This window comes from Mesorhizobium sp. M0808, from assembly GCF_040320025.1.
In the GTDB taxonomy this organism is placed as follows: domain Bacteria; phylum Pseudomonadota; class Alphaproteobacteria; order Rhizobiales; family Rhizobiaceae; genus Mesorhizobium.
This window is the reverse complement of sequence record NZ_JAMYOX010000003.1, coordinates 184484-205137: the sequence shown is the minus strand read 5'-3', so window position 1 is coordinate 205137 and position 20654 is coordinate 184484. Positions and strand designations below refer to the sequence as shown.

The 20654-nt window shown below is 62.3% G+C and carries 25 protein-coding genes; 14 read left to right on the top strand and 11 right to left on the bottom strand.

Going from position 1 to position 20654, the window contains the following annotated elements:
* The first annotated feature begins 58 nt into the window (after nt 1–58).
* The gene (locus NKI25_RS06685) at nt 59–853 is read left to right on the top strand and encodes an ATP-binding cassette domain-containing protein (protein ID WP_352480857.1); all 795 of its coding nucleotides are present in this window, start codon (nt 59–61) and stop codon (nt 851–853) included.
* A gap of 129 nt (nt 854–982) precedes the next feature.
* Nucleotides 983–2605, top strand: a complete 1623-nt coding sequence (locus tag NKI25_RS06680) for a CHASE domain-containing protein (protein ID WP_352480856.1) — start codon at nt 983–985, stop codon at nt 2603–2605.
* 99 nt (nt 2606–2704) lie between these two features.
* Here the strand turns inward: NKI25_RS06680 and NKI25_RS06675 are convergent, their stop codons facing one another.
* The 5 genes from NKI25_RS06675 to NKI25_RS06655 form a co-directional block, all read right to left on the bottom strand.
* On the bottom strand, nt 2705–2950 hold the full coding sequence (locus tag NKI25_RS06675) for a YMGG-like glycine zipper-containing protein (protein ID WP_006328050.1): 246 nt from the start codon (nt 2948–2950) through the stop codon (nt 2705–2707).
* Nucleotides 2951–3296: 346 nt separating this feature from the next.
* Nucleotides 3297–3467 (bottom strand): hypothetical protein, encoded by a 171-nt coding sequence (locus NKI25_RS06670; protein WP_352480855.1) that lies wholly within the window; start codon nt 3465–3467, stop codon nt 3297–3299.
* Nucleotides 3468–3599: 132 nt separating this feature from the next.
* Nucleotides 3600–4634, bottom strand: coding sequence for a sensor histidine kinase (locus NKI25_RS06665; protein ID WP_352998281.1), 1035 nt, complete (start codon nt 4632–4634; stop codon nt 3600–3602).
* A 191-nt stretch (nt 4635–4825) separates the two neighbouring features.
* Entirely contained in the window at nt 4826–4990 is a 165-nt protein-coding gene (locus NKI25_RS06660; RefSeq protein WP_023678541.1) for a DUF1328 domain-containing protein, read from the bottom strand.
* 226 nt (nt 4991–5216) lie between these two features.
* Nucleotides 5217–6011, bottom strand: a complete 795-nt coding sequence (locus tag NKI25_RS06655) for a response regulator (RefSeq protein WP_352451151.1) — start codon at nt 6009–6011, stop codon at nt 5217–5219.
* A gap of 217 nt (nt 6012–6228) precedes the next feature.
* Here NKI25_RS06655 and NKI25_RS06650 point away from each other — a divergent pair, with 217 nt between their 5' ends.
* Together NKI25_RS06650 and NKI25_RS06645 are read left to right on the top strand one after the other, a co-directional pair.
* Nucleotides 6229–6432, top strand: a complete 204-nt coding sequence (locus tag NKI25_RS06650; protein ID WP_023678543.1) for a NepR family anti-sigma factor — start codon at nt 6229–6231, stop codon at nt 6430–6432.
* 3 nt (nt 6433–6435) lie between these two features.
* The gene (locus NKI25_RS06645; protein ID WP_023678544.1) at nt 6436–6987 is read left to right on the top strand and encodes a sigma-70 family RNA polymerase sigma factor; all 552 of its coding nucleotides are present in this window, start codon (nt 6436–6438) and stop codon (nt 6985–6987) included.
* 30 nt (nt 6988–7017) lie between these two features.
* On the opposite strand, the gene NKI25_RS06640 is transcribed toward NKI25_RS06645, so the two are convergent.
* Nucleotides 7018–7338: a response regulator gene (locus tag NKI25_RS06640; RefSeq protein ID WP_051406175.1), complete on the bottom strand. Its 321-nt coding sequence runs from the start codon at nt 7336–7338 to the stop codon at nt 7018–7020.
* Between the two features lie 286 nt (nt 7339–7624).
* Between NKI25_RS06640 and NKI25_RS06635 the strand changes: the two genes are divergently transcribed.
* The gene (locus tag NKI25_RS06635) at nt 7625–7951 is read left to right on the top strand and encodes an ElaB/YgaM/YqjD family protein (RefSeq protein WP_023678546.1); all 327 of its coding nucleotides are present in this window, start codon (nt 7625–7627) and stop codon (nt 7949–7951) included.
* 10 nt (nt 7952–7961) lie between these two features.
* Complete coding sequence (locus NKI25_RS06630; RefSeq protein ID WP_352589815.1) at nt 7962–8441, top strand: hypothetical protein; 480 nt, start codon at nt 7962–7964, stop codon at nt 8439–8441.
* A gap of 56 nt (nt 8442–8497) precedes the next feature.
* On the opposite strand, the gene NKI25_RS06625 is transcribed toward NKI25_RS06630, so the two are convergent.
* On the bottom strand, nt 8498–10024 hold the full coding sequence (locus tag NKI25_RS06625; protein ID WP_352589812.1) for a sensor histidine kinase: 1527 nt from the start codon (nt 10022–10024) through the stop codon (nt 8498–8500).
* A 146-nt stretch (nt 10025–10170) separates the two neighbouring features.
* Between NKI25_RS06625 and NKI25_RS06620 the strand changes: the two genes are divergently transcribed.
* Nucleotides 10171–10344, top strand: a complete 174-nt coding sequence (locus NKI25_RS06620; RefSeq protein WP_292659198.1) for a hypothetical protein — start codon at nt 10171–10173, stop codon at nt 10342–10344.
* 58 nt (nt 10345–10402) lie between these two features.
* Here NKI25_RS06620 and NKI25_RS06615 read toward each other — a convergent pair whose 3' ends face one another.
* On the bottom strand, nt 10403–11323 hold the full coding sequence (locus NKI25_RS06615) for a diacylglycerol/lipid kinase family protein (protein WP_352457969.1): 921 nt from the start codon (nt 11321–11323) through the stop codon (nt 10403–10405).
* Between the two features lie 253 nt (nt 11324–11576).
* Between NKI25_RS06615 and NKI25_RS06610 the strand changes: the two genes are divergently transcribed.
* The gene (locus NKI25_RS06610; RefSeq protein ID WP_352998280.1) at nt 11577–12953 is read left to right on the top strand and encodes a PRC-barrel domain-containing protein; all 1377 of its coding nucleotides are present in this window, start codon (nt 11577–11579) and stop codon (nt 12951–12953) included.
* A gap of 52 nt (nt 12954–13005) precedes the next feature.
* Here NKI25_RS06610 and NKI25_RS06605 read toward each other — a convergent pair whose 3' ends face one another.
* Complete coding sequence (locus NKI25_RS06605) at nt 13006–14598, bottom strand: alkaline phosphatase family protein (protein ID WP_502897336.1); 1593 nt, start codon at nt 14596–14598, stop codon at nt 13006–13008.
* 208 nt (nt 14599–14806) lie between these two features.
* Here NKI25_RS06605 and NKI25_RS06600 point away from each other — a divergent pair, with 208 nt between their 5' ends.
* The 4 genes from NKI25_RS06600 to NKI25_RS06585 all read left to right on the top strand — a co-directional run bounded on the left by NKI25_RS06600 (nt 14807) and on the right by NKI25_RS06585 (nt 17921).
* Nucleotides 14807–15739, top strand: coding sequence for a VOC family protein (locus tag NKI25_RS06600; protein ID WP_352998279.1), 933 nt, complete (start codon nt 14807–14809; stop codon nt 15737–15739).
* Nucleotides 15740–15749: 10 nt separating this feature from the next.
* Nucleotides 15750–16385: an alpha/beta hydrolase gene (locus tag NKI25_RS06595; protein WP_352998278.1), complete on the top strand. Its 636-nt coding sequence runs from the start codon at nt 15750–15752 to the stop codon at nt 16383–16385.
* Complete coding sequence (locus tag NKI25_RS06590) at nt 16378–16677, top strand: GNAT family N-acetyltransferase (protein ID WP_023678555.1); 300 nt, start codon at nt 16378–16380, stop codon at nt 16675–16677. The genes NKI25_RS06595 and NKI25_RS06590 overlap by 8 nt, the downstream gene beginning before the upstream one ends.
* 185 nt (nt 16678–16862) lie before the next feature.
* Nucleotides 16863–17921, top strand: coding sequence for a dipeptidase (locus NKI25_RS06585; RefSeq protein ID WP_352998277.1), 1059 nt, complete (start codon nt 16863–16865; stop codon nt 17919–17921).
* Nucleotides 17922–17963: 42 nt separating this feature from the next.
* Here NKI25_RS06585 and NKI25_RS06580 read toward each other — a convergent pair whose 3' ends face one another.
* Nucleotides 17964–18224: a hypothetical protein gene (locus NKI25_RS06580; protein WP_023678557.1), complete on the bottom strand. Its 261-nt coding sequence runs from the start codon at nt 18222–18224 to the stop codon at nt 17964–17966.
* Nucleotides 18225–18226: 2 nt separating this feature from the next.
* Nucleotides 18227–18442, bottom strand: coding sequence for a hypothetical protein (locus tag NKI25_RS06575; protein ID WP_352574940.1), 216 nt, complete (start codon nt 18440–18442; stop codon nt 18227–18229).
* A gap of 113 nt (nt 18443–18555) precedes the next feature.
* Here NKI25_RS06575 and betI point away from each other — a divergent pair, with 113 nt between their 5' ends.
* Complete coding sequence (gene betI / locus NKI25_RS06570) at nt 18556–19272, top strand: transcriptional regulator BetI (protein ID WP_352891294.1); 717 nt, start codon at nt 18556–18558, stop codon at nt 19270–19272.
* 76 nt (nt 19273–19348) lie between these two features.
* Nucleotides 19349–20650 (top strand): flavin monoamine oxidase family protein, encoded by a 1302-nt coding sequence (locus tag NKI25_RS06565; RefSeq protein ID WP_352589800.1) that lies wholly within the window; start codon nt 19349–19351, stop codon nt 20648–20650.
* Nucleotides 20651–20654 lie beyond the last annotated feature (4 nt).

Here is a 20654-nt window from a genome sequence, read left to right as displayed (position 1 = left end):
AAACCGGTTTTCGTACAACTTGATGCTCAAGCAGGATCTATAGGGAGGAAGGACGAGCATGGCAGACAAAACCGCTCCCACGCCGCTGATCGACATGCGCAACATCTCCATCGCTTTCGGCGGCATTCGCGCCGTCGACGATGCCTCTGTCGACCTTTTCCCGGGCGAGGTGATGGCTTTGCTCGGTCACAACGGTGCCGGCAAATCGACGTTGATAAAAATCCTGTCCGGCGCCTACAAGCGCGATGCGGGCCAGATTTTCGTCAACGGCGAGGAAGCTTCGATCTCCAATCCCCGCGACGCCAAGAAGTACGGCATCGAGACGATCTACCAGACGCTGGCGCTGGCCGACAATGTCGATGCGGCCGCCAACCTGTTTCTCGGCCGCGAGCTGATGACCGGCTGGGGTACGCTCGACGACGTCGCCATGGAGGCCGAGGCGCGCAAGGTGATGGGCAGGCTCAATCCGCGTTTCCAACGCTTCAAGGAGCCGGTGGTAAAGCTTTCGGGCGGCCAGCGGCAGTCGGTGGCGATCGCCCGCGCCATCCTGTTCAATGCTCGCATCCTGATCATGGACGAGCCGACGGCGGCACTCGGGCCGCAAGAGACGGCGCAGGTCGGCGAACTGGTCAGGCAGCTCAAGTCCGACGGCATCGGCATCTTCCTGATCAGCCATGATATTCACGACGTGTTCGAGCTTGCCGACCGTGTCTGCGTCATGAAGAACGGTCGGGTTGTCGGAACGACGCGCACAACCGACGTCACCCAGGACGAGGTGCTCGGCATGATCATCCTCGGCAAGTGCCCACCCGGCGCCATTCCGGGGCCGGGCGCGCTGAAGATCGCCGCATGAACGAGAATTAGCCGGCTAATCACAAGCCGCCAAAATGTGCCAGCCGTCACCATGCATTGGCCTCGCCATTGTGTTGGCGTCAGGACTTGCCCATAAAGATGCCGAACCGTCCACGGGACGTATCAGCAATTGAAGAAGCTTTTTCCGACCGTCGCTTTTATCGCCGTCGCGCTGATCAGCCTGACGATGGCGGGTTTTGCCTATTTTGCCACCCAGGAGGCGGCCCGCATTAAATTCGAGGCGACGGCAGACGACGCGCTTAACCGGATCGAAAGCCGCATCGACCTGGACCTGTCGCTGCTGCGTTCGACCCGGGCGCTGTTCGACGCACGCAATGGCGGTATCTCGCAGGGCGAGTTCAAGGCCTTCTTCAACGCGCTCGACATCGAGAATAATTTCGCCGGCCTGCGCGGCATCGGTTTCCTTCGCCTGGCGAAAACTGGCAACGAGGCGGCGGTCGAGCGCGACATCCTGCACGATCACGGCGCAAGCCATCCGATCTATCCCGACACGAACTTACCGTGGCGTACGCCCATCGTGCTGTTCGAACCGCTGGATCCGTCCAACAAATCCAGCATCGGCTACGACATGTTCACCGGGCCGGCGCGGCGCGAGGCGATCGAAAAGGCGATGACCGACGACCAGCAGCACGCCAGCGGGCTCGTGCAGTTCGGCAAGGATACGGGTGCCGCGCAGACCTTTACCGGGTTCCTCGTCTTCGTCCGGCTCAATGTCGAAACCGCGCCGGACGCCGTGAACGCGACGAGATCCTCGACTGCCGGCTTCCTTTATGCGGCCTTCCGCGCCCGTGATCTGTTCCAGGCTGCGCTCAGCCGGGCACCATTGCTGCCGGTCAACACCGAGATCTATGACGGCACGGTGGACAGCGACAACCTGCTGTTCCAATCGGAAACGCCGCCTGTTTCGAGCCTCGGCGACAGGCTGCTGGTCACCCGCAAGATCACCGTCGCCGGCCGGCCGTGGGTCGTCCTGTTCAGGCCGACAAGTGCTTTCTCGCAACCTTCCTCGCGCGCCATCCCGGTGATGCTCGGATTGTTCGGACTGCTGCTTGCGGGCGCCATCGCGCTGGTGGCCCGCTATCAGGAGCGGGCCTATGAGGCGGTCTCGCTGCTTCACGAAACGACCGAAAAGAGCCTGCTGGAAAAAGACCTGATGCTGCAGGAGATGAAGCATCGCATCAAGAACTCGATCACGCGGGTGCTGGCAATCGCGCGCCAGACAGCATCGCACACGACCGACGTCCAGGAATTCTCGGCTTCTTTCTCGGCCCGGCTGCAGGCGATGGCGGCTTCCCAGGACATGCTGACGCGCTCACGCTGGCAGAAAGCCGATCTCGGCGACCTGCTGCGCATCGAGCTAGGCCAGGTGTTCGGCAGCGAGCTTCCTGAAGGGCTGCTGTCGGGACCGCAGGTTCTTCTCGATGAAAAGACGACGCAGGCACTCGGCCTCGTCTTTCACGAACTGGCGACGAATGCGCTGAAGCATGGCGAAGCCGGCAATTCAGTCGGTGCGCTGAAGGTCGACTGGTCGCTCGACGCCCGTAGCGGCACCCGGACATTGGCTCTCAACTGGCGCGAGGCCGGTCAGAAGAAGCTCGAGACACCGGCAAAGAGCGGTTTTGGCACCAGACTGATCGATCTCAACGTCACGCGCGAATTGCGTGGCACAATCAGGCGCGATTTTCGCGAAGATGGCTTGAACGTGGAAATCAAGGTTCCGCTGCCGGCCTGAAACGCCGTCTCGTGGGCCGCGTCGCAACAGCGCTCTAAAAGGGCAAACGCGGAGACAGGTGGCCTGCCTCCGCGTTTGCTGTTCGCCTGGAGCTCGAAACTAGTTGCAGCGAGCTGTGTAAATCCGGCCGTGACGATCTCTGTATTGGCAGTAGCCATTTTGCAGACGGCGAACGAGCAGACCGCCAATCGCACCAGCGCCGGCGCCGATCAAAGCGCCCTTGCCGCCGCCGACAGCGCCACCAATGAGCGCGCCGCCCACAGTGCCGATACCCACGTTCTCTTCCGTGGTGGTGCAGCCGCTGACCGCAACCACGGCAACCATGGCAATAATCATCTTCCGCATGGAGTCATCCTCACTTTTGTCCTCACTTTAATAAGCTCCAGCCGCCATTTAGCATGAAAGTACGGCCTTTGCCCGCACGATTTCATTGTTGATTAAGATAGTCTTTTTCGGGGCGTGCGCCGTTCGATGCTACCACGAACCCGGAAATCTCCAAGGACGCATCGAGCGTGCCGCTGGGACGCACGTTCCAGACGATCCTGTCATAGTCGTCCTCGAGCACCGGATCGACGGCAAGGCATCTGGCGACGACATGTTGGGCCTGGCCCGGCAGGTCGGTGACCGCGAACGGGCACGGCCGAGCACTCGGGCAGTGGTTTCAAAGCGATCAAGCAGAGGCGAGTTCGATTCAGATCAGTTGGGACGCGGCGGTCAGGACGATCGCGGCCATAAGCGCGATAGCGGCGAAGCGGAGGGGCGAAGCACGAGGCGCGGGCGCTGCGGACGCGTCGGGATCCTGAAAACCGCCCATCGAGACGCGAGCGGCCTGTTCCAGTCTGTTCAAGTCGGCAGCCGTCAAGGCCCATTCCCTTCATTTTGTGCCAAACTCAATCCGGTGGATCGACACGTTCGCACAGGATCGGACTTTATGGTGAACAGTCGGTTAAAGATGGCGATGCGCAGCAAGCCTTCGCGCGGCGACCGCCGCTCGTTAATCCGTCTCGAAATTGCCGTGAGGAACGACAAGGCGGTATTCGAGGCGGTTCCCGGTGATCTCAAGTGTCGCCGTTCCATTCAATGAAGTGGGCACGACGCGTTCGAGCGCGACGCTGCCAAAACGCTTCTCACTGCGCTGATTGTCGTTGGCTCCGATCACTTCGGCCCATGTCAGCGACAGCGCAGGCTCGCCACCGGAAGCTGCCGTCAGATCGGCCGTCACCTCGACGAAACCGTCGCTGCGCGACAGTGCGCCATAGCTGACCGAATTGACGGCGAGCTCATGCATGGCCAAGCCGATGTGCAAGGCGGCATTGGGGTTGAGATATGGATTTGCGCCGCGGAAGCGTAGGCTGTGCAAGGGATCCGCGCCGTACCTGCCGACCTGACCGGAAACCAGCTCGCGCAGCGCCGCTCCCCGCCAGTTGGATGACGTAACCAAATCCTGCGAGGAGGCCAGCGACTGCAATCGGCCGCGGAAGCGCGTCAGGAAATCGTTAATGCTGCCGGAATAACGGCCCGTCTGGGTGGCGATACTCTGGATGATGGCCAAAAGGTTCTTGGAGCGATGACTGACTTCGCGCAGCAGCGCCTTCAACGTCTGCTCCCGGCGTTTCTGCTCGGTTGTTTCGACCATGGTGGTCACGACGCCCTGCACCGCGCCGGTCTCGCTGCGGTCGGCGTCTATCCACACCTGAAACCAGCGGGCGCCGTCATCGGCCGGCACGCTGAGTTCAAGATGTTGAGGATTGCCGGAGACGATGACGTCGTGCTTGGCGGCGCCGATACGCTCTGCCTGCGCCGGCGGCAAGATGCCGGTGTTGTCGGAGGCATCGGAAGTCCAGGGCGCGCGCATGTTGCGCGCCCACACCGTCTTCATCTCGCGATCCTGGTACAGGACGGAAATCCCGGCATTGTGCAGTGCATGGAGAAGGGCCCGGCCAAGCTGCATCCCGCTTTCGGCGGGATGCAAAGCGATGATCTCATCACTCTGGCCGCGGTCTTTCATTTTTCCGACTCTGGAACGCATCGGTCAATTTGCTCAACCCATGTCGGGCTGAACGGTTCGCGGAAAAATGGGTTCCAAAAGGAGGAGGTTCGTATCAAGCCTTAAAAAGCGGTCCGCCGAGCGGCATCCCGTTGGAGGACACTGCCCGGCGGTGGCTGGAAACCGTTTGAGGGGTGCGGCTTCCAGTGTTCGCTTGAATGGCCGCTTGGCATTCACGCTCGTCTGATCAGGCCGGCAATAAGCGATATGATCAGGAAGGCGAGAAAGATGAAGAACAATATCTGCGCTATGCCGGCCGAGGTGCCAGCGATGCCGCCGAAACCAAGCGCACCGGCGATAATCGCCACGACGAGAAATACGAGCGCCCAGTAAAGCATGATCGATCTCCTTCCAATGCTGCGGTGAAAACGTGATTCGCCTCCGTTTGTTCCACCATTTTCCGAAAAAGACGATGCTGAAAATCTTCAGGGCCCGAATTGCCGCGGTGTGTGGAAAGGTCCAGTTGGTTGCCCCAGTTGGTTGCCAGTGAATTGAGCCGGCGTCACGCCCATCTGATCCGAGAGAGCGGCTGTCTCGGCGGCCGCAGTTCGGCCGTCCGCTGTTTCATGCCGCGGCTTTCGCGTGCCGGTCAAAGAACAGGGCCTGGCTGATAAGAGCCTTGACCATGTCCGGATTGAACGGCTTGGTAACCAGGAAAGCCGGTTCCGGCCGCTCGCCGGTGAGCAGGCGCTCGGGAAAGGCGGTGATGAAGATCACCGGTACCGAGGTCGACGACAGGATCTCATTGACGGCCGCTATGCCCGAACTTCCGTCGGCAAGCTGGATATCGGCAAGCACCATCTTTGGCCGCGCCTTGCCGAACATCGCCACCGCCTCGGCGTGGGTGCGCGCCGTTCCGACGACGCGGTGGCCGAGGCTTTCGACCATTTCCTCGATATCCATGGCGATCAGCGGCTCATCCTCGATGATCAGCACGTCGGTTGCCACCTGACGGGAGATCTCGTTGCTCGCCTGCGCGAGAAGTTCGGAGAATTGCTGTTCGTCGACGTCGAGAATCTCCGCCGCCTCGTCTTCGCTGAAGCCTTCGACCGCAACCAGCAGAAAGGCTTGGCGGGGACGAGGCGCAATTGCATTCAGATTGGCCGCGGCGCGCTGTTCCCATGCCGACTGGGCATGCTCCTGCGGAACGCGAATGGCCACCGAGGTGAAGAGCTTGGCAAAGACCTTGTAGAGCGCGATACGGTCGTTCGATGCGTCCGGAAAGATGTCGACATCGGCAATGATGGCCTCGAGCATTGCGGCGACCAGCGCGTCGCCGCTCTCTTGCGATCCGGATACGGCGCGCGAGAAGCGGCGCAGGAACGGCAGGTGCGGAGCGATGGTTGCTGATAGGCTCATAGTGGACGTCTCCCTCATATGACGTGATTGCATGTTACAGCTAAAAACGGTTTGCAAGCCTAGCTATTGAAACGCTGGCTCCTTGAAAAAGGTTCCAATCGTGCGGAACTAATATGTGAGGCTGGCGTTTAAAGGCGGGTTGGGCAACCAGACGAGGCTGCCGCTTGCATTGCGTTATGTGTTGAAGGGCGGCTTAAGGCTGGGACAAAAGGGCGAAATGAAGAACATGACGAAAGCTACCATGGGTGGCGTTGGCAACGGGCGCCGGGCTGCTTCCCGCGACCCGCTTGGGCCGAACTCGGAAATCGGCCGCAAACTCAAACAATACTATGACGAGCTGGTCTCCGACAATGTGCCGGATCGCTTCGCCCAACTGCTCAGCCAGTTGGAAAAGGCCGAACCTGTACAAAAGAAGGACTGAGGCATGGCGGCCGTCTCCCAGGGCTTCAAGACCGACTTGCTCGGCTCGATCCCGAGCCTGCGGGCTTTTGCCGTGTCGCTGACGCAAAACGCCGACAAGGCCGACGACCTGGTGCAGGAAACATTGGTCAAGGCCTGGGACAAGCATGAAAGCTTCCAGCCCGGCACCAACCTGAAGGCATGGCTGTTCACGATCTTGCGCAACGAATTCTATTCGCAGATGCGCAAGCGCGGCCGCGAGGTGCAGGACAGTGATGGCGTCATGACGGCCAGGCTTGCCGTTCACCCGGCCCAGCACGGCCAGCTTGACCTCGAAGACTTTCGCGGCGCGCTCGAGTTGCTGCCAGAAGACCAGCGCGAAGCCATTATCCTCATCGGCGCGTCGGGCTTCTCCTACGAGGAAGCGGCCGAGATCTGCGGCTGCGCCGTCGGAACGATCAAGAGCCGCGTCAGCCGCGCCCGCACACGGCTGCAGGAAATCCTGAAGATCTCCGGTGAAGACGAGTATGGCCCGGACGCAATTTCGGCTCAGGTAACTGGGTCGACTGCTGCGTGAAGCGCCGGCGTGTTCGAACCGCTCCGCGCCTCAGCGAAGAGGCGTGCGCCTGCAGGCCGTTACCACTGCCTCGACGAGATCGTCTCCCGAATAGGGCTTGGTGACCAGCCTGACGCCGGGAAAGGATTTCTTGATCTCGTCGGTATCCGAATAGCCCGAGGCGAAGACGAACGGGATGCCCGCTTCACGCAGCCGCGAAGCAAATTGGAGCGTCGAAACGCCGCTCAGCATGAGGTCGACGATGGCCACATCGAACTGCGCGGCAACGTCTTGCTGTTCGATCTCAGTCAGATCACGGGCGATGACCACATCGAGCGCGCCGTAGTCGCGGCAAAGCTGCTCGATATCCATGGCAATCAGGAACTCATCTTCCAGGATAAGAATCCGCAAACCCTCAAGTGATGCGCGCACGCAGCAATATCTCCTTAAATGCGTCTCTAACGTGAAACGGGGAAGTCATGATCGTTATTTGGCATGCTGTCATTTAAAAAAGACGTGCCGGCGCGGATGCGTCGGCCTCGGCCCGTGCAAGGCATTTGCAACGCGCGCTGCCGGAGATAGGGTTAGAAGAGGTTCGTGCCGGAACCTTGGGGTCTGTCGGGCGTTTCGACCGAGCAAAAGCATGGAGAGTGAAGCAATGGCGACTGCCGCAGGAAAGGCCGCGAACGAAGCCCGCACGAATTCCGATATTGAGGCCGACATCGCACAATTGAAGGCCGACATCGACCAACTTACCAAGCTGTTGGCCAAAACTGGCGAACATGGCTACGGGGCAGCACGGCGAGCCGCCGCCGAAAGCGTCGAGCAGTTGCGAACCCAGGGCGAGGCAGCCTTCGACAGCCTGCGCAGCAACGCCAGGGATATCGAGGCGCAGATGATAGCGCATATGCGCGAAAAACCGGTGACTTCGCTGGCGATCGCCGCAGGCGTCGGATTCCTCTTCGCGCTTCTCGCGCGCCGTTAGTTCTGCACGCATGGGAATGCTTGCATCGCTGATCTCGGGCCTCGCCTCGGGCGAAACCATTGCGGCGGTGCAACGCGCACGCGTCGCTGCGATTGTCTATTCGATCGCAGCGCTCGCGGCGCTGTGCGGCCTCGGCTTCCTCGTCGGGGCGGCCTATATCTGGACGGCGGCCCGCTATGGGCCGATGGCAGCTTCCCTGAGCTTCGGGATCGGCTTTCTCGCAATCGCCGGTCTCATCCTGCTCGTCTACCGGATGTCGGCCGGCTCGCGCGCCAGGCGCCGGGCGAAGCGACGCAACGCCGACATGAAGGCTATCGGCATCACTGCGGCACTCGCCGTGCTGCCGGCGCTGCTCAAGGGCAAAGGTGGCCCGGGGAAGGCCGGACTGGGCGCGATTCTCGGCCCGGCGATAGCACTCGCCGCCTACGCTATCTACCGCGAGAACGTGAAGCGCGGCTCCGATGATCCGGATACCGGCAAACGGGAATAGTTCGGAGGGGATAGTTCGGGGCAAACGATTCTGGCGCCGGTCGCAAAATGCTGGCCTCACAAATCTTCGAGCGGAATCGATATTTCGGCGACCACGCCGTCCGGCCGGAATTCATGGGTCACCTCGCTGGAAATGACCTTGGCCAGGCTGCGGCGGATCAGGATCGAGCCGAAGCCATGGCGTTCGGGCGGCGCAACCCGCGGGCCGCCGCTTTCACGCCAGGCCAGCAACAGACGCCGTGCGCCCTTCCTGCCTTGTACCCTCCAATCGAGATCGACCTTTCCGGAGGAAACCGAGAGCGACCCGTATTGCAGTGCGTTGCTTGCCAGTTCATGCAGGATCAGCCCGAGCCCGACTGCCTGGTCGGGTGAGAGCAGGACATCGGCGCCGGAGATCGCCATGCGCGATTGTCCGGCGGCTTGGAACGGCTTTAGCTCGATCTCCACCAGCTCGCGGATGCCGATACCGCGCCACTCGCGGTCCGACAGCAGGCTGTGCGCAACGCCCAGTGCCTGCAGCCTGGCGCTGAAGGCTTCGAGGAATTCGCTTGGCTGGCGGGCATGGCGAACGGTCTGCGTCGCCAGCGCCTGTACGGTTGCCAAAGTGTTCTTGACGCGGTGATTGAGCTCGCGCAGCAACAGCCGTTGACGTTCGTCGCCAAGTTTGCGTTCGGTAATGTCGTAGTTGACGCCGAAGATAAGCGTTGGCTTGCCCTCGCCGTCGCGTTCTATGACGCGGCCGCGCGTTGCGATCCATCGCGGCGGATCGAGGCCTTTGACACGGTATTCGCCAAAATAATCGTCGCTGCCGGTCAGCGCGTCGCGAAAGCGTGTTTCGGTCTGGTGAACGTCGCGCGGGTCGATGGCGGTCAGGATGTCGCGCGCCCTCAGCCTGTTCGATTTCGGCAGGTTGAATAATTCGGACAGCAGGACATCGCAGTCGATCATATCGCTGCGGATATCCCATGCCCAGCTGGCAAGCGAAGCCGCGTCGAGCGCGATAGCGCGCCGCTTTTCCTCTCGAACCAGTGCTGCCTTGGCAATCGCCGCACTGCGGGTTGCATCCTTCAGCGTGAACAGGCTGGCGGCAAGGCCGGCCAGCGCCGACAGGTGGTCGAGCTGGACAGAGGAGGGACGTGCGTGCGGCTTCCGGTCGAGCACGCACAGCGTGCCGATCAGCGCGCCGTCGATTACGATGGGCACGCCTGCGTAAAAGCGGATATGATGCTCGCCGGTGACCAGCGGATTGGCTTTGAACCGCGGATCCGCCGCCGCGTCGGCCACCACCATCGGCACGTTGCCGGCTGCGATGGTATAGGCGCAGAACGATGTCTCGGTTGCGGTTTCGGTCTCGTCGAGGCCGATACAGGACTTGAACCACTGCCGCTCGGCATCGACCAGCGTGATCAGTGCGACAGACGTTTGCATCGCCGAAGCGGCAAGACCGCCGATACGATCGAAATCAGGGTCGGCAGCCCCGTCCAGCGTGTCGAGGCCGTGCAGCACGGCAAGACGGTCCGCGGCGCCCACCACACGGCGAATATCGGCCGGCAGGCCCGGCGTGTTCTGGCTATTGTCGTCCACTATGCCCCCGGTGGCCGGCTCCGCTGATTGGTCAGGCCAACCGGCCCGTCTGCCGCCTTGCAGAGCCGGAACTTTCGCGGCGGGGGACCGTTACCAGCCAACGCCCCGCCAGTTACGCCTGCCGGCGCCAAATATGGAGCCAGACAATGCCAAAAACCATTCCTGAAAACAAAGCCCGTCAAGGGCGGCGGGGTCGGCATGTCCTTCGTATCCTGATCGCCGCGCTGTTGCTGGCTTTTATCGCCTGGGGCGTCGCCGAAATCTACGGCTGGATGATCGAGACGCCGAAGACCGAACAGGGCAACACGCCCAGCGGCTAGGTTCTCTCCATCGCTCGCGCCAGTTTGCATCACACAACCCCACATCACGCATCCCACGTCAGGCAACCTTTGCCTCGGCGGCGCGCGCAGGGACGAGAACATTCAACGCGCGCGGATGGATTTCGACGGTCGTCTCGCGATCGAGCTTTACCAGTTCGCCGTCCATGACGGCCTGAACTTTCCTGTTCCTCGAATGGATTGTCAAAACGGCGCGGTTTGCCTGATGAATTTCGACATGCTCGTTGCCGCGCCATTTGCCACGGGCGACGTCAAAGAGGAACCTGATCAACTCGCCGCGCCGCCGCGCCACGGTGACATAGATGCCCAGCACGCCGCCTGCCGGATTATCGGCATAGGGCAGGTGGCCCTCGCCAAACAGATTGTTGGTGATGCCGATACCGGTGATCCGGGTTCTGATCTCGGCCTCGCCGATCGTCAGCGTTACGTTCATCGCCGGTGGATTGTTGATCGTCGCCCAAGCGGCTCGCACCGAGGCGCGCATCTTCCCCAACCGCGAGCCGAATTCCATCTTCTGGCGCAGTTGCACCATCCTGGCGTGCATGCCGATCGAGAATTGATGCACGAAAGGCCGGCCGTTGGCTGTTGCAATGTCAATCGCCATCACCTCGCCGTCGGCAAACGATTTCAGTGCCGCATCGAGGGTCTGCGGAATACCGAGGCCGCGCGCAAAAAGGTTCATTGTGCCAGCCGGCAGAATTGCCAGCGCCTTCTCCCCATTCATCAAACGGGCTGCCGCGGCCGAAATGGTTCCGTCGCCGCCGCCAGCCAGCACGACGTCGATGCCGCGCCTGGAAGCTATGTCGTCCAGCGTGGCGACGATATCCTTGCCGGCGGCGATGTCGATATCGATCGAGTGACCAGCAGCCTCAAGCGTACCGCGGATCCGGCCGGCGAAGGCCTCAAGATCGATGGTGCGCAGGGTGCCGCCGTCCTTGTTCAGCACCGCTGCAAACCGCATGGCCGCTCCATTTTTCCAACACCTATCCGGCCGGGACGGGGTCCCAGCCGGGAGTGGAACGGGGCGGCCGAGAAAATGTTCCTTTCGACCAGCGTGGCGAATCCGAGAACCTTCGACATGGCACCGGGTGCGCCACGGCTTTTTTCGGAACAACAGTGTGGTCACAACGTTGTGAACATGCAGAAGACGCTGCGCCCGCAGCGACGCTATGCGGGCACGGCGTGCACGAAATCACCGACGAGGAGACACTAAGATGATCCGCACCCTTTTAACCACGACAGCAGTCGCAACATTGATTGCGACGGGTGCATTTGCGCAATCGGCGACGACCCCGGCGCCGGCGCAAGCACCCGCCGTAGAGAATTCCGCTCCAGCCGCTCCGGTGCAACGCGCCGAGGGCAGTCTTGTCACCAATATCATCGGCGAGTCGGTTTATAACGGCACCGGCGACAATGCAGAGAATATCGGCAAGGTCACCGATGTCGTCTTCGACGAACGCGGCCAGGTAAAATCCATCGTCATCGGCGTCGGCGGGTTCCTCGGCATTGGGACCAAGAACGTCGCCTTCGACTTCAGCAAGATGCAATGGGCCGAAAGAAATGGCGATCGCTGGCTGATAGCGCAAACGACGAAGGATGAGCTGACGGCTCATCCGGATTTCGACCGCAAGCCCTATGATCCGGCGCCTGCGGCGACAGACACCACGGCTACGGCTCCTGCCGCTCCGTCGACCTCCACCGATACGGCGCAGAACGCCCCGGCGGCGCCGGCCGGTAACAACCCCGCTCCGGTCGTGAAGCGCGCGGAAGGCAATCTTGCCACCAATATCATCGGCGAGACCGTCTACAACGGTACCGGCGACGACGCCCAGAACATCGGCGACGTAAACGACATCGTCATCAACAAGGAAGCCAAGGCGCAATCGCTGGTCATCGGTGTCGGCGGCTTCCTCGGCATAGGTGAAAAGAACGTCGCCTATGATTTCGACAAGGCGCAGTGGGCCGAGAGGAACGGCGATCGCTGGCTGGTTGCCCAAACCACCAAGGAAGAGCTGACGGCGCAGCCGGATTTCGACCGCAAGCCCTATGATCCGGCCCCGGCGACCACAGCGTCGAACGATGCCGCGGCTAATGCGCCAGCCGTCGTCACGCCTACTGTGACGGCCAGCAACACTGCCACGACCGATAACACTGCGACGACCAACAACACTGACCAGGCCAGTAAGACGGCTCAAAATGCCCCAGCGCCCGCAACGACGGCAGACCAGACCAAGACCGGGTCGATCGACAAGTCGACACTGACTGAAATGCCGATAGGCGAAATCCGGGCCGAGGATCTGGTCGGAACAACCGTCTACGGCGCCAACGATGTCAATGTCGGCGAGATCGGCGATATCGTGCTGGGCGGCGACAAGAAGGTCGACGCAGTCATCATCGACGTCGGCGGCTTCCTTGGCATCGGCGAGAAGGAGGTGGCGGTCGGCATGGACAACCTGAAATTCATGACCGACAGGAACGGCAAGCGCTATCTCTACACGAACTTCACCAAGGAGCAGCTTGAGGCGCAGGCCCCCTATGACAAGGCCAGCTATGCGCAAAATCGCGAGAAACAGCGCATGATCATGCGCTAAGCTGCGCACAGGCCGACAGAGAAGCCCGCGCCGGCAACGGCGCGGGCTTTGCTTATCTCGAGGGGAAGCCGGCGACATGGCCGGCAACGCCATTGTCCGTCAATTCGGCGAGCGCCAAAGACTGGTCGAGATGCTCGGCCCGCCAGGCGAGCAACTTCTCGGCAAATTCCAGCCGTGCCAGCAGATAGGCTGGGTCGTCAGCGACATTGGTCAACTCGCGCGCATCCTTCTCCAGGTCGAAGAGCAAGGGCGGCAGGCCTCCGCCGAAATGCACATATTTGAATTTTTGCGTGCGAACGACGGCGAGATTGCACTGACGCGGACCGACGCCGAAATACCGTTCGGCATCACCATCCGCGATCGAGCGGAAATCGAACTCCCAATGCGCCGCATCGCGCCAATTGTCCGGCTCCGTTGCGTCCAGGAAAGGCGCCAGCGAGCGGCCGTCGAGATGCGGCAGCACTTCGCCGCCAGTGAGCTCGAGCCCAGTGAGCTCAAGCAAGGTCGGCGCCAAATCCACCGCCTCGGTGAAGCGGTCGACGCTGCTGCCGGCAGCCTTGCGGCGGCGCGGATCGCGAATGATCAGCGGAATATGGAAGCTGCAGTCGAAGAAGCCGCCCTTGCCCAGCATGAAATGGTCGCCCATCATCTCGGCGTGGTCGGAGGTCAGCACGATGACGGTGTCGTCCCATGCATCGGCCGCCTTGACCGCTTGCCAGACGCGGCCAAGCTGCGCGTCGACCTCCGAGATCATGCCGTAATAGAGCGCCCGGATGCGGCGAAAATTATCGTCGCCCCAGTCGCGCACCTTGCCCTCCGAGCCGGGACGGAATCTCGACCGTTCCTGCCGGTTAAGTTCATAGGCGAGATAAGGGTGGCTTGCTGCTTCGGCCTGCCAGCTTTCCGCGCGGTCAAAAGCTGGACCGATGGCCGGATCGTACATGGCGTTGTAAGGCGCCGGCACGATGAAGGGCGGGTGGGGGCTGATGAAGGAAAGATGCGCGAACCACGGGGCATCGCGCTCCTGCTCGCCGAGCCAGCGGATGAATTCGCCGGCCAGGAAGGCCGACGGCGTCTCGTCCTTCGAATAGATTGGCGGACCGTTGCTGATCGCGCCGTCGTTTTCCAGGATTTCGCCCGCCGGGCGGTGAATGGCGGGGGAGCCGGCGCCGGCATCGACGCCGCGCGCCTTGAGCCATGACAGCCAGGGCTTCTGGTGCTCGGGCAGAAGCTGGCGCACGGTGAAGCCGGGCAGCACGCCTTCATAGCTTTTCAGCTGCGGGTCGCCAGGCGCCAGCGTGCGCGGGTCGCGCGCCATGTCGGTATAACCGAACAGCGTCGGATCATAGCCGAGGGCGCGTGCCCAGAGGGCTATGTTGCCGTGGCGGGCGTCGAGCGGCGTGCCGTTGCGGCAGACACGATTGTTCATCTGGTAGAGGCCGGTGTAGAGGCAGGCGCGTGCCGGCGAGCAAGGTGCGGCGCCGCCATAGTGCTTCTGGAACAGAACGCCCTCGGCGGCCAGCGCGTCGGCATTGGGCGTTCTTACCACCTTGTGGCCAGCAGCTGACAGGCAGTCGCCGCGCCATTGATCGCAGGTGATCAGGAGAATGTTGGGGCGTTTTCCCGTCAACCGCGGTATCCTCATGCTGGCTACATGCGTCGTTCTTGGAGCGCAATTTCGACGAGTATGCAAGCCGGTCCAGTTTGCCGAATGGTGAACAAAACCTGCTTCGTCGTTCACTTTAACAGCACAGTCCATTCTGTGTTTGCCGCCTTTGCGGCCAGGAGGCGGATGCTCATATTTGCGTGGACAGCGGCAAGGGCCGCACCAGCACAAGGGAAGGAGCAGAAACATGCTCGACCAGGTCAAGGGCCTGCATCACGTTACCTCGATGGCCAGCGATGCGCGCCAGAACAACGAATTCTTCACCGGCACGCTCGGCCTGCGCCGGGTCAAGAAAACAGTCAATTTCGACGCACCCGACGTCTACCACCTCTATTACGGCGACGAGGTCGGCACGCCCGGCTCGGTGATGACCTATTTCCCGTTCCCGAACATCGGCAAAGGCCGCCATGGAGTCGGCGAAGTCGGTACCACCGCTTACTCGGTGCCCGAGGGCACGCTCGGTTATTGGGAGAAACGGTTTGCCGAGCAAGGTGTCACTGGGCTGTCCGGCGAGGAGACGTTCGGCGAGAAGCGTCTTGTCTTCGCCGGTCCCGACGGCGACGGGTTTGCGCTGGTCGAGGACAGAGCGGACAACCGTGCGCCATGGGCCAAGGGTGGCATTCCCACCGACGAGGCGATCCGCGGCTTTCACTCGGTGTCGCTCAGGCTGAAAGATGGCGGCGCCACCGAAGAGCTGCTGAAATTCATGGGTTATGAGGAGGTCGACAAGTCCGGCAACATCAGGCGGCTGGCGGCGAAGAACGGCAACGGCGCCGACGTCGTCGATATCGAATCGCTGCCAGGGGCCGGCTTCGCCAATCTCGGCGCCGGCTCGGTCCACCATGTTGCTTTCGCCGTCGAGAACCGCGCCAAGCAGCTCGAAGTGCGCAAGGCACTCCTCGATACAGGTTATCAGGTGACGCCGGTGATCGACCGCGATTATTTCTGGGCGATCTACTTCCGCACACCGGGGGGCGTGCTGTTCGAGGTCGCCACCAACGAGCCGGGCTTCGACCGCGACGAGGATACCGCCCACCTTGGCGAGGCGCTGAAACTGCCGTTGCAACACCAGCATTTGCGGCCCTATCTCGAGCAGCATCTGCAGAAACTGGAAGACTGAGGGCGACGTCATGAGCAAGGATTCATATATTCACAAGGTGCTGCGCGGTTCGCCGGCCGGACCGCTGCTCTTCGTCTTCCATGGCACCGGCGGCGACGAGGCCCAGCTTCTGTCGCTTGGGCGCGATCTCGCGCCGCAAGCGACGGTCGTCGCACCGCGCGGCGATGTCTCGGAACAAGGCGCCGCACGCTTCTTCCGCCGGACCGGCGAGGGCGTTTACGATATGGGCGACATCACGCGAGCGACGGACAAGATGGCCGGCTTCGTCAAGGCACATGTCGAGACGGCAAGGCCATCTTCGGTGCTCGGCCTCGGTTACTCCAACGGCGCCAACATCCTGGCCTCGGTGCTGTTTGCCGAACCGTCGCTGTTCGACGCAACGGTGCTGATGCATCCGCTGATCCCGTTCGAGCCGGAGGTCAAGGGCAGCCTTGGCGGCAGCCGCATCCTGGTCACCGCCGGCAGGCGGGACCCGATCTGTCCGCCTGATTTGACGGCGCGGCTTGAAGCCTATTTGCGCGCCGATGGCGCCGATGTCACAGTCGAGTGGCATGACGGCGGCCATGAGGTGCGGCCGAGCGAGATCGAGGCGGCGCGGCGGTTGTTCGCCCTTGCGCCGGATGAAAGGACCGCAAGCCATGTCTGACCTATTGCCCGAGATCGAGATGGAGGACCGCGGCTCGAAGGGCCGCTACCTCCTGCGTGGGCCGGGCGGCGCCGAGGCTGAGATGACCTTCACCAAGATCGGCGAGCACCAGATCATCATCGACCATACCGAAGTGCCGGATGCATTTCGCGGCCAGGGCGCGGGGCTTCGCCTGGTCACCCGTGCCGTCGAGGATGCACGTGCGGCGGGCAAGACGATCATCCCGCTTTGCCCGTTCGCCAATGCCCAATTCCGCCGCCATCCGGAATGGGCGGACGTGCTGAAGCGGTAAGCACAGCCCCTCGATGAATGACAGGAGAAGGGGTGCGCGGCTTTACCGCGTGCCCCTTTGGCCATTGGAGGCGTACAAACACAGCGGCAACATGCGGGATTTGCGCAGAGCGCCAACCTTGCCTAAGTATTGCCAGCAACCGGCTCGCCGTCCGCGGCCCGACCACTTCAACCGAATGGCCCTCCATGACCGAATCCGATCTCGTTCCCGTCTTCGACGGCCACAACGACACGCTGCTCCGGCTCTACCAGTCGAAGGATGCGGACGTCGAAAAGCTGTTCGTCGAGGGGATGCCAGGTGGCCACATCGACCTGCCGCGCGCGAAGAAAGGCGGGTTTGCCGGCGGCATGTTCGCGATCTTCCCGCCGCCTGTCGAGAAATCCAAACGCGGCGCGGTGCCGCTGGCGCCGAGCGACAGCGAGCCCTTGCCACCCGAGATTCCGCGCGCCGATGCGCTCAACTCCACCGTAGCGATGGCCTCGATCCTGTTCAGGCTGGAGCGGGCTTCGGCACTTACTGTATGCCGCAGCGCCGGCGATGTGAGGAAGGCGATGGCGCAAGGCTCGATCGCGGCGGTCTTCCATATCGAAGGGGTCGAGGCGATCGACCCTGAGCTCACCCTGCTCGACGTTCTCCACGCAGCCGGCCTGCGCTCGCTCGGTATCGTCTGGAGCCGTCCCAATGCCTTCGGCCACGGCGTGCCGTTCCGTTTCCCGTCATCGCCCGATACAGGGGCGGGGCTGACCGATGCCGGCAAGGCGCTGGTGAAAGCCTGCAACCAGCTGAAGATCATGATCGATCTTTCGCATCTCAACGAAAAAGGTTTCCGCGACGTCGTCGAGATCAGCGACGCACCGCTGGTCGCGACCCATTCCAACGTGCACGCGATCTGCGGCCATTCGCGCAACCTCACCGAATGGCAGCTCGGCGCGATCCGCGACTCCGGCGGCATGGTCGGGCTGAACTTCGCCACCGGGTTCCTGCGCGAGGACGGCAGGATGAACGCCGACACCGGCCTCGACGTCATGGTGCGCCATGTCGATTCGCTGCTGCAGGCGCTGGGCGAAGACGGCGTCGGCCTAGGCTCGGATTTCGACGGCGCCATGATCCCGGCCGTGATAGGCGATGTTGCCGGCCTGCCAAGACTGCTCGACGCATTCGCGGCACGCGGCTTCGGGCGCGCGCTGATCGAGAAGATCGCCTATCGCAACTGGCTAGGCATGCTGGAAAGGACCATCGGCTAAGCGGGTGATGCCGGCTTGACCGGAACGCGTTTTGGGGGCGGACTATTCGAAACCCATGCGTTTAAGCCAGTCCTGGCCAATGCCGCGATCACGGATGATCGGCAGCGGATCCGTCGAATCCAGGCGTGCGCAGATGCGGTAGACCTCGAGCGTCTCGGCGTTCATCTCGCCGCGTTTGTAGAAGAACATGGCCGCGGCATAGCGGGTGCGGCCCGACCATTTTTCGCCGAGCGGCGTGTTGATCAGCTGCCACTGTTCGGCGGCTTCGGTGTCGAGTTCGGGACTGTCGGTGTCGTCGGCCATATTTAGAAATCCGCGGGCGGACTGGTGCGGCGGTCGAGTTTGATGACCAGCCGCGGCGCCAGTTTGGCACGCCTCAGCAGCTTTTGATATTGCAGCTCGCGCCTGGCGTAGATCTCGACCCAAGGTCCGCTGCAGGCGGGCTCGGCGGCGCTGATCTGGTCTGCATCGCCGGGATCGCTGCCTTTCGCCGACGGTGCCTTCGACGTCGTTTTCTCCAAGGATGCAATCTCGACGAGAACATTCGAATATGGGCAGCCGTGCAGAAGGTGCTTGACAGTGGCAAACACCGTCCCACTGATCTTCGCGGCCGAAGCCGATCGGCTAGCCGGCGATGCTGGAGACCATCACCCCGATGAAGACAACAGAGGCGCGCGAAGCCCTCCTCGAACCGGCGCGAAAAAGCGATTCCGATAAGCGCGGCCGCAAGGCGTCGAAAGAGACCAGGCAGCTTCAATTGATCGAAGCGACGATCGATTCACTGGCCAAGCGCGGCTATTCGGAGACGACGATGGCCGACGTTGCCGACGGCGCCGGCCTGTCTCGCGGCATCGTCAATTTCCATTTCGAGAGCAAGGAGAAGCTGCTCGTCGCGACCTTGCAATACATGTATGACGAGTATTCGGCGCATTGGCGCAGCGCCTTGCAAAAGGCCGGCGATGATCCCGCCTGCCAGTTGCAGGCATTGGTGGCGGCCGATTTCGACCGCTCGATCTGCAACAAGCGCAAGCTGGCTGCCTGGTGTGCCTTCTGGGGCGAGGCCAAATCGCGACCGAAATATCAGGCGCTGAGCAGCGCACGCGATGCCGTCTACCAGAACATCTTCATCGATCTTTGCGCGGCGCTCAAGCAGAGCGGCTTCTATGCCTATGAGCCGCAAGTCATGGCGCTGGCGCTCAGCGCCATGCTGGATGGTCTGTGGCTGCGTTTGATGATGGGCACCGAGGACGCCACACGCGAGACGGCGCTGCAGGCCGCGAACGAGTTCCTGTCTGCGGCATTCCCCAAGCACTATCCGAACTCTGCAGCCCGCGGTGGCAGGCCGGCGTGAACCATCAAAAAGAGGGTGGACCAGCAATGAAGACAATGATCCGGCCCCTGACATTCGAGAAGAGCAAGGCCGGCTAATGAAGTTCAAGATTGAACGAGCCGATGTGGCCATCGTCGGCGCCGGCTTCACCGGCCTGTCGGCCGCGCGTGAATTGAACCACGCCGGCATCGATGTCGTGCTGCTCGAAGCCCGCGACCGTGTCGGCGGCCGCGTCGAAGCCGTGCAGAACGGGCTCGGCGAGCGGATCGACAGCGGCGGCCAGTTCCTGTGCGAAGACATGCCGGAATTAATGGCGCTGGTGCGAGCGCGCGGCAAGACATTGGTCGAGACCCATGTCGCAGGCGAATTCGTCACGCAGCCGCGAATGAGCGAGGCGCAAGCCGGGCGCACTAACGGCACCGCGATGCGAATGCGCGAGCGGATGAATGCGATCGCACCGACCGACCCGACCATTGTCGGCTTGACGGTCGCGGCATGGCTCGATCGCCAGGCCGATCCCGACGATGCGAAGGCCGCCTTTCGGTCGATGATCGAGGGCCTGTGGTGCCTGGCAATGGAAAGGCTGCCGCTGTGGTACTTGATCGACAATGATCGCCGCATCACCAACGAGGTGTCGGAGCTGCAGTATTTCGTGGGCGAAACCATGCATTCGCTAGCGGATGATCTTGCGCGGGATCTCGGCGATCGACTGCGGCTGAATACAGCTGTCGAGGCCATTGAGCACGGGCCGGGAGGGGTTCGCGTCGTTTCGCCTGCCGGCGCGATCGAGGCACGAGCGGTACTGGTCGCCGTACCGCCGATGATGGCCTCGAGAGTGGATTTCGTGCCGCCGCTGCCGGCTGTGCTGAAGAGAGCCCTCGGCGTCTGGCAAAGCGGCGCGGTGATCAAAATGCTGGTGCGCTACCCCAAGGCTTTCTGGCGCGACAGGGGCTTGAGCGGCATGGTGATGTGGCGCGACCCGCACGGGCTTTTTGCCTGCGATGCCAGCAGGGACGAGGATCACGCAGCCCTTGTCGTCTTCATCGGCGGGCCGCTGGCGCAGCGCTGGCGGGATCTGGACGACGCGGCGTTGCGCGCAAAGGTGACGTCAAAGCTGGAAGAGGCGCTCGGTATCGAGGCGGCCGGCATCATCGATCTCAGTTATCGCGACTGGACTGGGGATCGCTGGAGCGGCGGCGGTTACAGTGATCTGATCGTCGATGCGACGGCAACCGATGCCGAACGCATTATCCGCGCCGGCGCGTCGCGGATCCATTTCGCCTCGTCGGAGCTGTCGCCATCATTTCCGGGCTACGTCGAGGGCGCCATCGTCGCCGGCCGCATTGCTGCGCTAAGAATTATTCAGTCTGCCATCGCCAGCAGAGCCTCGGGGTCATAAGCGA